This is a genomic window from Halodesulfovibrio oceani subsp. galateae (assembly GCF_055397225.1).
On record NZ_AP042453.1, the window covers coordinates 1,628,292 to 1,640,997 of the forward strand.

General features: G+C 43.3%; 13 protein-coding genes and 1 tRNA gene. 6 read left to right on the top strand and 8 right to left on the bottom strand.

Annotated elements, in window-relative coordinates; translation table 11 throughout:
* Positions 1-77: 77 nt before the first annotated feature.
* The 4 genes from ACZ5V1_RS07180 to rimI all read right to left on the bottom strand — a co-directional run bounded on the left by ACZ5V1_RS07180 (position 78) and on the right by rimI (position 1,830).
* Positions 78-163 (bottom strand) — tRNA-Leu (locus tag ACZ5V1_RS07180).
* Positions 164-216: 53 nt separating this feature from the next.
* The gene (gene secG / locus ACZ5V1_RS07185) at positions 217-519 is read right to left on the bottom strand and encodes a preprotein translocase subunit SecG (RefSeq protein WP_160711279.1); all 303 of its coding nucleotides are present in this window, start codon (positions 517-519) and stop codon (positions 217-219) included.
* Between the two features lie 40 nt (positions 520-559).
* On the bottom strand, positions 560-1,309 hold the full coding sequence (gene tpiA / locus ACZ5V1_RS07190) for a triose-phosphate isomerase (RefSeq protein ID WP_464391279.1): 750 nt from the start codon (positions 1,307-1,309) through the stop codon (positions 560-562).
* Between the two features lie 17 nt (positions 1,310-1,326).
* Positions 1,327-1,830 carry a ribosomal protein S18-alanine N-acetyltransferase gene (rimI, locus tag ACZ5V1_RS07195; RefSeq protein ID WP_464391280.1) on the bottom strand — a complete coding sequence of 168 codons (504 nt, stop codon included), beginning with the start codon at positions 1,828-1,830 and terminating at the stop codon, positions 1,327-1,329.
* On the opposite strand from rimI, the gene ACZ5V1_RS07200 reads away from it, so the two are divergent.
* Entirely contained in the window at positions 1,820-2,377 is a 558-nt protein-coding gene (locus tag ACZ5V1_RS07200; protein WP_464391281.1) for an NUDIX domain-containing protein, read from the top strand. The genes rimI and ACZ5V1_RS07200 overlap by 11 nt on opposite strands.
* A 23-nt stretch (positions 2,378-2,400) precedes the next feature.
* Here the strand turns inward: ACZ5V1_RS07200 and ACZ5V1_RS07205 are convergent, their stop codons facing one another.
* Genes ACZ5V1_RS07205 through ACZ5V1_RS07215 form a run of 3 tightly spaced genes read right to left on the bottom strand, consistent with a single transcriptional unit; the run spans position 2,401 to position 5,299 of the window.
* Positions 2,401-3,174, bottom strand: a complete 774-nt coding sequence (locus tag ACZ5V1_RS07205) for an inositol monophosphatase family protein (protein ID WP_464391282.1) — start codon at positions 3,172-3,174, stop codon at positions 2,401-2,403.
* A 46-nt stretch (positions 3,175-3,220) separates the two neighbouring features.
* Complete coding sequence (gene mreB, locus ACZ5V1_RS07210; RefSeq protein WP_464386477.1) at positions 3,221-4,243, bottom strand: rod shape-determining protein MreB; 1,023 nt, start codon at positions 4,241-4,243, stop codon at positions 3,221-3,223.
* On the bottom strand, positions 4,244-5,299 hold the full coding sequence (locus ACZ5V1_RS07215) for a GAF domain-containing protein (RefSeq protein WP_464391283.1): 1,056 nt from the start codon (positions 5,297-5,299) through the stop codon (positions 4,244-4,246). It lies immediately after the preceding gene.
* A 328-nt stretch (positions 5,300-5,627) separates the two neighbouring features.
* Between ACZ5V1_RS07215 and ACZ5V1_RS07220 the strand changes: the two genes are divergently transcribed.
* The 5 genes from ACZ5V1_RS07220 to ACZ5V1_RS07240 all read left to right on the top strand — a co-directional run bounded on the left by ACZ5V1_RS07220 (position 5,628) and on the right by ACZ5V1_RS07240 (position 11,130).
* The gene (locus tag ACZ5V1_RS07220; RefSeq protein WP_464391284.1) at positions 5,628-7,361 is read left to right on the top strand and encodes a hypothetical protein; all 1,734 of its coding nucleotides are present in this window, start codon (positions 5,628-5,630) and stop codon (positions 7,359-7,361) included.
* 52 nt (positions 7,362-7,413) lie between these two features.
* Entirely contained in the window at positions 7,414-8,502 is a 1,089-nt protein-coding gene (gene gcvT / locus ACZ5V1_RS07225) for a glycine cleavage system aminomethyltransferase GcvT (protein ID WP_464391285.1), read from the top strand.
* Between the two features lie 93 nt (positions 8,503-8,595).
* Positions 8,596-9,327 (top strand): 16S rRNA (uracil(1498)-N(3))-methyltransferase, encoded by a 732-nt coding sequence (locus ACZ5V1_RS07230; RefSeq protein WP_464391286.1) that lies wholly within the window; start codon positions 8,596-8,598, stop codon positions 9,325-9,327.
* Between the two features lie 13 nt (positions 9,328-9,340).
* On the top strand, positions 9,341-10,555 hold the full coding sequence (locus tag ACZ5V1_RS07235) for a replication-associated recombination protein A (RefSeq protein WP_464391287.1): 1,215 nt from the start codon (positions 9,341-9,343) through the stop codon (positions 10,553-10,555).
* Between the two features lie 26 nt (positions 10,556-10,581).
* Complete coding sequence (locus ACZ5V1_RS07240) at positions 10,582-11,130, top strand: BON domain-containing protein (protein WP_464391288.1); 549 nt, start codon at positions 10,582-10,584, stop codon at positions 11,128-11,130.
* Positions 11,131-11,246: 116 nt separating this feature from the next.
* Here the strand turns inward: ACZ5V1_RS07240 and ACZ5V1_RS07245 are convergent, their stop codons facing one another.
* Positions 11,247-12,563, bottom strand: coding sequence for a pentapeptide repeat-containing protein (locus tag ACZ5V1_RS07245; protein WP_464391289.1), 1,317 nt, complete (start codon positions 12,561-12,563; stop codon positions 11,247-11,249).
* Positions 12,564-12,706: the final 143 nt, after the last annotated feature.

The following is a 12,706-nucleotide window of genomic DNA, read 5'->3' on the forward strand; positions in this document are numbered from 1 at the left end:
CATATGCGGGCTTTTTTATTATCTATAAGAACGAAAAAAGGGATCGCAGAATATATTCTGCGATCCCTTTACGTACATGGTGCCCAGGGGGAGACTCGAACTCCCACGGGCGTGGCCCACTACCCCCTCAAGATAGCGTGTCTACCAATTCCACCACCTGGGCACATATATGTAACGCAAGCGTTACTGAGGATGCGCTAAGCGCGCATTATCGACTTATTTAGTTGTCTGGTCAGGACTAGGCTGAGCTTTCTGCTCGATCTGAATATTCATGATGGTTGATTCATCAGAAGTACGATCACTAGCAATGTAGTTGTAGCTCAAAGAAGTAATGAAGAAAATTGCTGCAAGAGTTGCAGTAACCTTCACTAGAAGACCGCCTGCACCAGCGCCGCCAAACGCAGACTGGTTGCCGCCGCCAAAGATAACACCCATGCCCTCTTTACCAGCCTGTAAAAGAACAAGCAAAATGAGTGCAAGACAGACCACAACGTGCAGGGTCAGAATCAAGGTTTCCACGAAACGTCCTCCTAAGAGCTATATCAATCCGAATCGGTTGCTAAGCAGTAACAATTTTGCTGAAGCTTTCAGCCTTCAAGGAAGCGCCTCCTACCAATACACCGTCAACATTGTCAAGTGTAATGATCTGAGTAGCATTTTCTGGCTTTACACTTCCGCCATAAAGAACGCGGGTAGTATTAGCTTTTCCGCCCAAAATATCAAGAAGTTTAGCACGAACAATTGCATGAGCTTCTACAATTTCTTCAGGACCTGCCACTTTACCGGTTCCGATAGCCCAAACCGGCTCGTACGCAACAGCAAGACGTGCTGGTCCTGTGTCCGGAATAGTCGCCAAACCTTTCTCAAGCTGTTCAGCAATTACTGACTCAAGCTCACCGGCTTCGCGTTCTTCAAGAGTTTCACCAATACAAAGACAAACATTAAGGCCGTTGTTCAGAGCGAAGGTTGTTTTTTCACCAACCTGTTCGCTAGTTTCTCCGAAAAGAGCACGGCGTTCAGAATGGCCAGTAAGAACCCAAGTACAACCTGCATCTTTAAGCATAACAGGTGAAATTTCGCCAGTAAATGCACCTTCAGAAGCTGCACATACAGTCTGGCCACCAAAAGAGTAGCCTTCATGCTTGGAGAAAACTTCGCCTGCAGCGTGCAGAGCGGTAAATGGAGGGAATACAACAACTTCTCTATCTTCAGAGAGTTCGCCAACGAGCTTAACAAGCTCAGCTGCAGTATCTTTAGCTTCTTGAGCAGTCTTAAACATTTTCCAGTTTGCAGCCATAAGCTTTTTCATGGGTCATTACTCCTTACTTAGCAAAGACTATCGGGAAGGTCCGCAAGGGTACACTTATACAGTAATGCGTCCTCACCGGTGTCACTATAATATTTTTTTCGCACCCCAATTTGAGAGAAGCACATCTGTTCATAAAGATTGATGGCAGGTATATTGGTTCTGCGCACTTCTAGAAACGCCTGTTGTATACCTAATTTTTGCCCAATGCAAAGCATAAGAGCAAGTAACCGTTTTCCTGCACCATTTCTTCTCTGTTTCGGGTCCGTAGCTATGTTTAATATTTCCAACTCATCTACTGTATGGTACATGGCTATATAGGCCACTAATGTATCATTTTTCTTCAACCCGAAGACCTTAAAAATCTTTTGGTCAAAAGACAGGCTGAACTCTTTTTCAGTCCATGGTGTTGAAAAACATTTTTTCTCAAGCGCCGCCACTTCTGCACTGTCTTTTTTTTCTAAACGAAAAAAAACATATCCATCAGCTTCCAGCGGCCCTATCTTAGCAAATATGTCAGACATTACATATCCAAACACGTCCACCGACAATGCGGCTTCTCGTGGGAGTCATATTGAAGTGGTAGACAGCAGCGGCAAACCTCTATTGGTCATGCCCTCTGCAACCGCGCATGAGCAGCGTCTTGCAATAAAGTCTGTCTTTGTTCTTATCTATAATAAACAAGGAAAATTTTTTCTGCAACGACGGTCGGATAATAAAGCATTGTCACCGGGCATGTGGGATATTTCAGCAGCGACTCATGTTGGTGCAGATGAAGCATTAGAAGCCGCAGCCGAAAGAGTACTCCGTAAAGAGCTCAACATTCCAACAGTCTCTCTGCATTACCAAAAATCTCAGCAAGAACGCATAGACGACTCAACGCTATGGATATCACTCTACTCTGCGAATATAGGCACAAAAATGCTCTCGCCCAATCCAGACGAAGTGCAAGATGGACTATATGTGGATGCAGAAGAACTGCAATCACTCTACGAGCATTTTCCAAGCATGCTTACCCCTGTTCTTTTGTGGGCAATTCGTGCAAACATCATTTTCACAATATCTGCCTAGTATCACCCACAATTCAGGTTGAGCTACATAAGCTTTGTCATTTCTGCATGCAAAAGCGTATTGCTTGCCAAAATATTTGGTGAGTACAAAGAGAAGTCATTCGAAGCATTATATTCTGTTACCCAGCCACCAGCTTCGTTTACAAGCAACCAGCCCGCAGCGGTATCCCAAGGCTTCAAGCCCTTTTCATAAAACGCATCGAAACGTCCAGCTGCGAGGTATGCTAAATCAAGCGCCGCAGCGCCTAAACGACGAATGCCTTGTGCACCTTGCAGTACACGACGTAAACGATCTGTAATCTCGTCAGCATCTTCTGCAATTGTGTACGGAAAGCCAGTTGCTATCAGCGATTGTTCGAGATTATCGTTTTTTGTAACAAAAATCTGCTTGTCATTACACCAAGCACCGCTACCAACCGCAGCATAAAAGCATTCATTCATAATTGGAGCGTTGATAACACCCAGCACAACCCTGCCTTTATGCCACAACCCAACAGAGGTACAAACAAACGGAACCTGATGGGTAAAGTTTGTTGTTCCATCAATCGGGTCGATTACCCATGTCAGATCATTCAGCGGAGCATCAGCTGCGCTTTCTTCAGCAAGAAAGCTTGCTTCAGGAAGAATTTTAGCGAGCCTAGCTTTCACATCATGTTCTACCGCAACATCAGTTTCCGTTACAAGGTCGATACGCCCTTTGTAACGGACCTTACGCGGCTTATCCCATGCTTCCTGAATAAGCGCACCAGATTCAATAACGGCAGCACGAACTTGCGGTAACAACTTTTGTAAATCCATTGTGTCTTCCAAGATAAAAAGGCGACCTTGGGGTCGCCTTAGTAATTTAGTTTATGTACACATCCGAGAACTTTGTTCGATCATCCAGCGTCTTGCCGGTACCTCGAACAACCGTGGTAAGCGGGTCATCATCAATAATAACCTGCAATCCAGTCTCTTGCATAATAAGCTCATTAAGTCCCTTAAGCAATGCGCCACCACCTGCCAAAAGCAGGCCGTGTTCCGCAATATCGCTTGCAAGCTCAGGCGGGGTTTTTTCAAGCGCTTTACGAACGGCAAAAACAATCGCTTTTACTGATTCAGAAAGTGCAATCCGGATATCTTCGTCAGTCACTTCAACAGAGGTTGGAGTTCCTGATACAATATCCTTTCCCGGTACAGTCATTACCAGAGGTTCTGGCAAAGGAAAAGCAGAGCCGATAGTCATTTTAACTTTTTCAGCCTGGTTTTCACCCACAAGAAGTTGGAACTCTTCCTGAAAATATCTTTGTACGGCGCTGTTTAATGCGTCCCCAGCCACTCGGACTGATTCTGCATAAGCAACAGCAGATAAAGAGATAATAGCAACTTCTGTTGTACCGCCACCGATATCTACAACCATAGTTCCCACAGGCTGATGAATAGGACGTGCTGCGCCGATGGCTGCAGCCATTGGCTCCTCAACGAGCTTTACATCACGAGCGCCTGCCTGTTGAGCAGATTCGATTACCGCACGTTTTTCAACCTGAGTAATACCAGTAGGTACACAAATTACAATGTTCGGCTTTACAAGACTAAAGCCAGTAATAACTTTTTTAATGAAGTACGAAATCATTTGCTTGGTAACCTCAAAGTCCGCAATAACACCGTCTTTCATCGGACGGATTGCACGGATTCGACGAGGAGTACGACCAAGAAATTCTTTCGCCTCACGCCCGACTGCGAGCACGCTGTTGCGTTCGACATCAATTGCAACAACTGACGGTTCGTTAAGCACGATGCCGTCTTTTTTAGTATATAGAAGCGTATTAGCAGTTCCAAGATCCATAGCCAGATCTTTTCCGAACATGCTCAAGAGTTTTCCTAGCATTTATTCGCTCTCTTGGGTCTTAGATGAAAATGAAAATAGAGATTCATTTTCATGTTCGTAAGCTGCCGCGCGCTGCAGGTCATCAACCTGTCGATGCGCCTCGTACAGTTTGCTGCGCAGGTACAAATTCTCCAAAAACAAAGAAAGATGTTCAGATGCCATCTGACAAAATGTCTTAAGCTCTTCAGGAATAACTTTGGAAGTTTCACTGGCAAGCGTTAACACACCTCGCGTCATCCCACCAATTTCCAACGGAATACAAATTACGCTGACAAACTGTGGCACACCTTTTTTCTTTCCGTACAGTGGAGATGTTTGACTTGCAGCCTTGCCGCCTTCCACAAAGAAAGGCGTACTATTTTTAAACACCCAGCCTACCAAGCCGCTACCATATGGAATTTCTCCCATTTCACCCCGTAGCAGTTGATAGTTTTCACCCTCAATATGGTAATTTTGACCGCCTTCATCCCTTGTTGCCAAACTGCAATATTCAAAATGAGAGGTATCTGAAAGAAGGACTAAAAACTTAGATAAAAAAGAGTCCCACTTCTTCAGATGCTTCCGTAATGAATATATCACCTGCAAACAATGGTATTGCTGCGATAAGTTAACCTGCTCTTCAACAACAAAAGAACGGGAATGTACCTCGTACACAAGCTCCCCGAACAGTTGTAGAATCTTTTGATCTTTACTGGAAAATGAATATTGTCTCTTGCTGTCTAAACACAACACACCGGCACCATTTTTAAGTGGTACTCCCATGAATGCCTTAATCTTAGTTTCTTCATTCTGCGCATAATACCCAAGATTATACTGTCTGGTATCAAAGTCATTAACCAGCATGGGCTCTTCATTACTAATGATCCACCCTACCAGCCCTTTTCCTGTTCCGGCAGAAAAAGTCTCGTCCTTATTTACCATGTCACCAAGGCTAAAACTACTGGCCACAGAGAAGTGACTACCGGAGCGATCCGGCATAATTAATACAGCAGAATATGCATCAAAGACACTGCAGATAATGCCTAAAATTCTTTCATAACAAGCGGTTGTATTCATCCAATATAACCCAGTCAAAATATTATGGTTTGCGCAGATGTAAATAATAACTTTGCAGCGCAACATCCTATAACGTTCTTCACGTATAGAACATAGGCCAACCACCCTTTTAGCGGCTAACCATTGCGGCTCTGTATATAGATAAAGCCCTCAGAATTTATTATCATTTTTTTAATAAGACGCCAAGCAATGAGAGTACAGGTTTTTTTCTATGAAATGCTAGAGTTTTTTTAGAAAAAAAAATAGTATGCAAAGATTAGCAAGCACATTGAACTATTAGCGTAAATAGAGATTTTACTTTTTTTAACGACAGCCAGCCAAATTGCCAATGCCAAAACACTGGAAAGACGCCTTCCGCGAATGCGGTTTACCATGGAAAGACTCTTTTTCATTTAGCGAACCTATCAGCATCACGACTCTTTCTGAACTTAAGGACTTTCTTGATGCCGTCCAGATCACGCAATGTCTGTTGCGTCCTTTTTTTGAAAACAACGACTATCCACTTGTAGAGCGCGGGGAACTGCTACCTTCATTTGAAAGCGATTTTTTCGAATACAAAGATTTGCCCGGCTTTTCGTTAGTAGCTTTTGAGCGTGAACTTCAATATTTTTCTGAAATTTTTCAATTTGATATCCTACATTCATTAATGGATGTGACATTTAAGGCAGACGGCTATGCCTGCCCTTTAGAAAACTGCACAATTGAAAAAAATATTGAAACAATTCAAAACCGTATTCCACGGAAAATGCACGATAATTTCAAGCATGAATTCGGCAAGGTAGACACCTCCGTATTGGATTACTACCCCCAGTTGCTCCCTTACATTCTTGAAATGGATAGAGCGCATGTTCTGGCATTAGATTCATCTGGCTTCTTTCATCTTGCAGGCGTATACGGTTCCTTCCCTTCTGACCTTGATCCAGAAATAAAACGTTTTGGACTTCGGGCTAAAAAATTCGAAGTTGGAAATCACAAGAAATACGAAAACAACAGAGCATTTGTATATCAGTACCTTATGGAGCTTTACGGCTTTACTATTTGCTCCGAGCGCCGAACTTCAAGCGCCTTATTCTCTCGCCGATTACATAAGACTGGTGAAAAATTCATGGTTCGTGTACTTGGACAAACAGACCGAGTCATCACGACGATCTCCTCTGCCACCAAAAAACGGCGCTATCCTACTGTAGAGAAAATTGCGCTTGTACAGGTTGATGAAGATCAGACTGAAGTAATTCGTCGCTTAGAAGAAGGTGGGTTCTTTGTTAATAGAAAACGGCACGTTGTTATATTGCGCGTTACATACACGCAGCATAAATTCAACCCGGAAAACGTTCGGCAGGAACGTGCCCTTTCTGTAGCAAAACAGGAAGTTATCCACCCGATTACCGGCCGTGCCATTGATGATCTTAATATCATTAAAGATACTACAAACATGATCCTGCGTTTAAACGATATCGTACGCGGTGAATATGTCGGGCACATTACATACAAGCGAGTTGAGCTTGTTGAAAACACTGACACCGAAGAAAAACGCCTTAAATTTTTATATTCTTGGCTATCGAAGCACCAACGTCGCATCATAAGCTACTCAGACGAATTTTACGCAAATGTCGTAAAAATTCTGGATGGCTACCTGTTCGATCCAGACAATGAAGAGTCTTTCGACGGGCACAAAAACCTCTATAAAGACGTTCAGCTTCGCTACAACTATATCCAGCAAGCTCGAAAAGTTATGATTCTTGAACGATTGAAAAAGCGTAAAATTAAGGGTGAAAAAATCCCATACGCAGAGATGCTTCATCAAGCCGTTCGCATTTTACAAGAATTAAAATTCGACATTGCAACATATTTCGACGAACTAGTTGCTTCTATGATCAGCATTACTGAGACTATACTAAATGACCGTTACTTATGCCGTAACTATATCACCAAGCGTGATGACGATCTTTCGGGGTACGGATTAGGCATAAAAAAAGAATACGGCAAACTGGTCTCGCTGCTTGACGACATTAAAGCAATTCGTAAATCTCGAAACAAATCTATTGAAGGTTTCGACCTTTAATAAACACAACCACAAAACAACAACACTTTAACCAGATTCGGGAGGACATGCTGTGTCTAAAACTTTACATACCCCGCTTACCGCGTGGCACAAAGCTGCTGGTGCCAAAATGGCTCCATTTGCCGGATGGGAAATGCCTATCCAGTATACAGGCATTATCGCTGAGCACACTCATTGCCGTGAACAAGCTTCTATTTACGATATCTGTCACATGGGCGAATTTGCTCTCGTAGGTGCAGGCGCTCGCGATGCCCTTTCTAAAATCGTAACACATAATCTGGAAAAACTTGCTCCAGGTAAGTGCGGTTACGGTTTTCTGTTGAACAAAGAAGGCGGTATTCTTGACGACCTTATCGTGTACTGCCTCGAAGAAGACGAATACATGCTCGTCGTCAACGCTGCCTGTATTAAAAGCGATTTTAACTGGATAAAAGAACGTCTTCCTGAGTACGTAACTCTCGAAGATATGTCTGACCAGACTGCAAAAATTGATCTTCAGGGCCCTAAATCTTACGACGTGCTTGAAAAAATATTCGACAGTTCCCTGCGAGACCTAAAATATTTTAACTTCCGCACTGTTGACTTTAACGGACAGCCGCTCATCATCAGCCGTACTGGCTACACTGGTGAATTAGGTTACGAATTCTACCTTCCTTCCGAAAATGCAAAAGCACTTTGGGAAGCCCTGATGGCTCAGGAAGAAGTTGAACCGGCTGGCCTTGGTGCACGTGACACCCTTCGCCTTGAAGTAGGCCTTCCACTTTACGGTCAGGATCTCGACACAACCCACTCCCCTACCGCAGCCGGTATGGGCTGGATGCTTCGCTCTGAAGCAGATTACGTCGGTAAAGGTAAAGACCGGGAAGGAACCGAACTCCTTATCGCTCTTTCAATTCCTGGTCGACGTTCCGCACGTCACGATGACGTTGTTACACTTGAAGACGGCACAGAAGTTGGCCATGTTACCAGTGGTTCTTACTGCCCGAGTGTTGGACATTCCGTTGCATTAGCTTACGTAAAAATTGAAGCTGCTGATAATGAGAAATTCCTCGTTAAAGGCGCTCGTACTTCCCTTGAAGCCACAAAAGCAGAACTGCCATTCTACAAAGATGGCACAGCACGCATGAAGCTTGTTGACTAAGCTGCATCCAAATGAATAAATTAAAAGGGAGGCCGTATGGCTTCCCTTTTTTTATTGCCATCGGCACTACATACAATAATGAGATAGAAATTCATGAAAACATTTTTTCTTGAAACAGATAAATGGGGCGAGCACTGTGTGCTTGAAGGTCAAGAAGCTAAACATGCGATTAAAGTACTACGCATGCGAACAGGCGATACTATTCGTCTGTTAGACGGTAAAGGGCGAGAAGGCACCTTTACCATTACCGAAATGGATAAGCATACAGTATCTATTGAACAGCAAGAAATCATTCAGCACCCTAAACCAAAGTCAGAGCATTATGTTGCAATAGGTTGGGGAAAATCCGTACGACGTGGCTGGATTTTTGAAAAAGCTGTTGAATTCGGAGCCGCAGGACTCTGGTTCTGGCAGGCAGACCGTTCCCAATCCAAAGTGCCCTCAGAAGTTAAAGAAGGCTGGGAAGGCCAAATGCTGGCTGGAGCTAAACAATGTGACAATCCTTGGATTCCAGAACTCGCAACATTTCCTACTGGTTCAAAAGGTGTTATGAACCGCGCTGAAGAGTTTGATAATATTTTCATGCTCTGGGAAGGCCAGTCACCATCTGACATACTATCTTTCGAGCAGCTTGACCTTTCAGGAAAAACACTCTTCATTATCGGCCCAGAAGGCGGATTTTCCGACGCTGAAGCTGAATATTTCAAAAATCAAGACGCCAAGCCAGTAAGTCTTGGGAAAAGAATTTTACGCTGGGAAACAGCAGCCCTGCTGTGTCTCGGACTTGCTTGGTGGAAAGGTGAAGTAAACAATGCTGCGCGTTAGCAAGGAGATGTCTATGGAGGCAAAACAACCTCTTGCAGACAAAATTCGCCCTAATTCTTTTGAGGAATTCTCAGGACAGGAGCATCTTTCTGCACGCATCACTGCGCTGACAAAGGCAAACCGGCTTCCTAGCTTGCTTATGTTCGGCCCTCCGGGATGCGGCAAATCGACTCTTGCACTCTTACTTGCCAAACACACAGGCTTAAAATGGCTCCGAGTAAGTGCGCCGGAAGCTGGACTTACACAGCTTCGTAAGTCCCTAAAAGATATTGAAGTGCTCGTGCTAGATGAATTGCATCGATTCTCCAAAGCTCAGCAGGACTTTTTTCTTCCTATCTTAGAATCAGGCGAAATTACGCTCATTGCAACAACTACTGAGAATCCATCTTTCAGTGTCACACGTCAGCTGTTATCCCGACTCCACACGCTCAAATTAAAACCACTGCCCAACACCTCACTTCAAGTACTCGCACAAAAAGGTGCTGAAGCGTGTGGTGTTGAATTGGACGACACTGTTTACGAAATGGTTGCAGGAATTGCTCATGGCGATGCCCGCACCATGCTGAACCTTGTAGAATATATTGCACAACTTCCACCTGAATCACGGGAACCGGATCAACTTAAAGCCGTTCTTCCTGATGTACTCGCACGTCATGACAAAAATGGAGACAGCCATTACGAACTTGCCTCCGCGATGATCAAATCGATCCGTGGTAGTGACGTAGATGCAGCCCTCTATTACTTAGCATGCCTGCTTGAAGGTGGAGAAGATCCAAGATTCATATGCCGAAGATTAATACTCTCCGCTTCGGAAGATGTTGGTCTTGCAGATCCTAATGCACTACCTCTAGCAGTGGCATGTCAGCAAGCTACCGAGTTTGTTGGAATGCCAGAAGGCTTCATTCCACTGGCCGAAACTGTAACGTATTTGGCGCTTGCACCTAAGAGTAATTCGACCTATGCAGCTTACTTGGCCGCTGCAAAAGAGATACGGGCACATGGAAGCAAACCTGTTCCACTGCACTTGCGAAACCCTTCCACCAAACTCCAAAAGGAGTGGGGGTACGGTAAGGGATACCTTTATCCGCACAACTATCCAGAAGGGTATGTTCCCCAGCAATACCTTCCTGACGATCTCGCAGGTCGCAGATTTTATCAGCAGCGAGAGCAAGGAGTAGAACCACGTCTAACTGCGTGGCTTGCTCGTGCCAGAAAAAGCTTCCGTTAATTCCCATAGCATTAGGAGACACACACATGCTAAAGAAGCTATTTTGTATTACCGTAATACTTACACTTTGCTACGCCCTGTCAGGGTGTGCCGTGTACAATGCTGCAGTAGACGAGCGAAACATAAGCAAACAATATTCAGACACGGTCATCACGGCCACTATCCTTTCCAAAATGGTTGAAAGCAAAGGGATCAATTCCCTTGATATCTCCGTCAACACCTACAATGGGAAAGCATATCTTATCGGTGAAGTAGATTCCCTTGCACAGCGTAACCTTGTTATATCTACGGCACGCGAAGTAAAAGGTGTCAATAGTGTTGTGCCGTATCTGCTTCTCAAAAACCAGCAAGACTTCTGCGGGACTACAGACAACATGTCTATGAGCGCAGGACTCACAAAAACCTTAATTGGTGACAAAGAAATTTGGTCCACCAACGTTTCTGTTGATGTTGTACAATGCAACATTGTTCTCACAGGTATTGTCGCCTCTGACAAAGAGAAAGAAAAAATTATTCAACACGCAAACGCAGTCCCTAAAGTTCGATCAGTCACTTCGTATATTCAGGTTCAATAATAAAAAAGGCAGACTCAACTGAGTCTGCCTTTTTTATTTCTATCTTCTGATACAGCTTATAATCTTTGACTCAAAAACTGTTGAAAAATTAGCATAGGCATCCGAAAATAAAAAACTTACTGCTTTGAAAGCAAGCCATTCCAAAAACCTTCTGTCTCTTTATATGACTCATCGTAACGCACATCTGGAGAAATAGTTAAATTTTCGACAGACACATCCACAACCGTGGTATCTCTCACCCAGCTTCTTTCTTTCAAGACAACATCTTCTATGGATAATTCTTTTATTAATGTTTCAGCCGAATTTATTTCTTCTGCATCAAGTGTACTCAACTTCAATTCATCAATGATCACAGATTTCAATTCTAAGTAAACCATATTATTGCAGTTAGACACTACTGCTGATTTAATCTTGCCTCGAGAAAGGCATACACTAAGTCCATCACCATCTTTCACTAGCACTTCGCCAATATCCCCTCCAAAAGACACATCACTATTTCTCCCTCCATTATCGCTTGCATATGCTGTTGTTATTGCACCATCAACCACTATCAAAGAATCGCTGTTCCCCACGACTTTCACATTCTCAAATTCGCCACCAACACGCAAAAGTGAATCTCTATTATTCTCGATAATTAAATTTTTAGCCTCAACTCCATAGAAATCAACGTCTGTTAATGAACTATTCTTGATTACGACATTCTCTCCACCAAATATTGCTAAAGACAGTGCAACGCCTTCTTCCACATCAGTTCTGTCTATCAGTAAATTCTCTAGATAAGAGTCATAAAAAACATAGGAATGCCCCTCAACCACAACCTCTATTGTACAATCAATAATTGCAAGACTAGACCCTTTAGCCAATGAATGCAGTAACACATCCAGCAATTTACTTCCGTCTCCAAATCCAACCTTATCTAGCAACGAATTTTTAAATATCGTTTCTTTCACATCATATCTTGTGGTGCCAATCGGTTCGAGCGTAGTATCCATAAACCTGACATTATGAAACTCACTGTTGCTGAAATCAACACCAGTCAATGTACAATCTTCAAATGTTATATTGGTTAACTTTGCACCTTGTAAGTCAAGATTGTACATATCCACATTTTTTATTGTTAGATCGTACAGTTCTAATCCACGCAACTTATAATCTTTTAATGAAGCACCAGAAATATCATTAGGATTATTCTGTACTAACTGTGAGACTACCTGTGCATCTTCAGTGCTCAAAGCTGTCTTTAGCTCTTGGCTCATGCAGCCGTCCATGCCAACCAGCGCCAATATTACAACCAACCCTATTAAAAACCTATACCGCAGATTCATTTGGAATACCTTTTTAAGCGCAAGAAACGACATACTATCGAGGCAATCATCGCCAATAGCAAATTTCCACACTACAGATTCTTCTACAAAGTACTTTCCAATATTCACTGGAAAACACAGAAGCCCATCGAATGTTTAGTCACCAGCATTTTTTTAGTAGAAACAAAAAAATATGCAACACGCGAGCGCAGTTCCTAACGTTTGATCGATCACTACGTATATTCAGGTTCAATAATAAAAAAGGCAGACTC

What these genes read in the sequence shown, in the direction of transcription:
- ACZ5V1_RS07230 (WP_464391286.1), top strand. Translation starts at nt 8,596, where the DNA reads ATGAAAACATTTTTTCTTGAAACAGATAAATGGGGCGAGCACTGTGTG.
- tpiA (WP_464391279.1), bottom strand. Translation starts at nt 1,309, where the DNA reads ATGAAAAAGCTTATGGCTGCAAACTGGAAAATGTTTAAGACTGCTCAA.
- ACZ5V1_RS07200 (WP_464391281.1), top strand. Translation starts at nt 1,820, where the DNA reads ATGTCAGACATTACATATCCAAACACGTCCACCGACAATGCGGCTTCT.
- ACZ5V1_RS07215 (WP_464391283.1), bottom strand. Translation starts at nt 5,299, where the DNA reads ATGAATACAACCGCTTGTTATGAAAGAATTTTAGGCATTATCTGCAGT.
- ACZ5V1_RS07235 (WP_464391287.1), top strand. Translation starts at nt 9,341, where the DNA reads ATGGAGGCAAAACAACCTCTTGCAGACAAAATTCGCCCTAATTCTTTT.
- ACZ5V1_RS07220 (WP_464391284.1), top strand. Translation starts at nt 5,628, where the DNA reads ATGCCAAAACACTGGAAAGACGCCTTCCGCGAATGCGGTTTACCATGG.
- rimI (WP_464391280.1), bottom strand. Translation starts at nt 1,830, where the DNA reads ATGTCTGACATATTTGCTAAGATAGGGCCGCTGGAAGCTGATGGATAT.
- mreB (WP_464386477.1), bottom strand. Translation starts at nt 4,243, where the DNA reads ATGCTAGGAAAACTCTTGAGCATGTTCGGAAAAGATCTGGCTATGGAT.
- ACZ5V1_RS07205 (WP_464391282.1), bottom strand. Translation starts at nt 3,174, where the DNA reads ATGGATTTACAAAAGTTGTTACCGCAAGTTCGTGCTGCCGTTATTGAA.
- ACZ5V1_RS07240 (WP_464391288.1), top strand. Translation starts at nt 10,582, where the DNA reads ATGCTAAAGAAGCTATTTTGTATTACCGTAATACTTACACTTTGCTAC.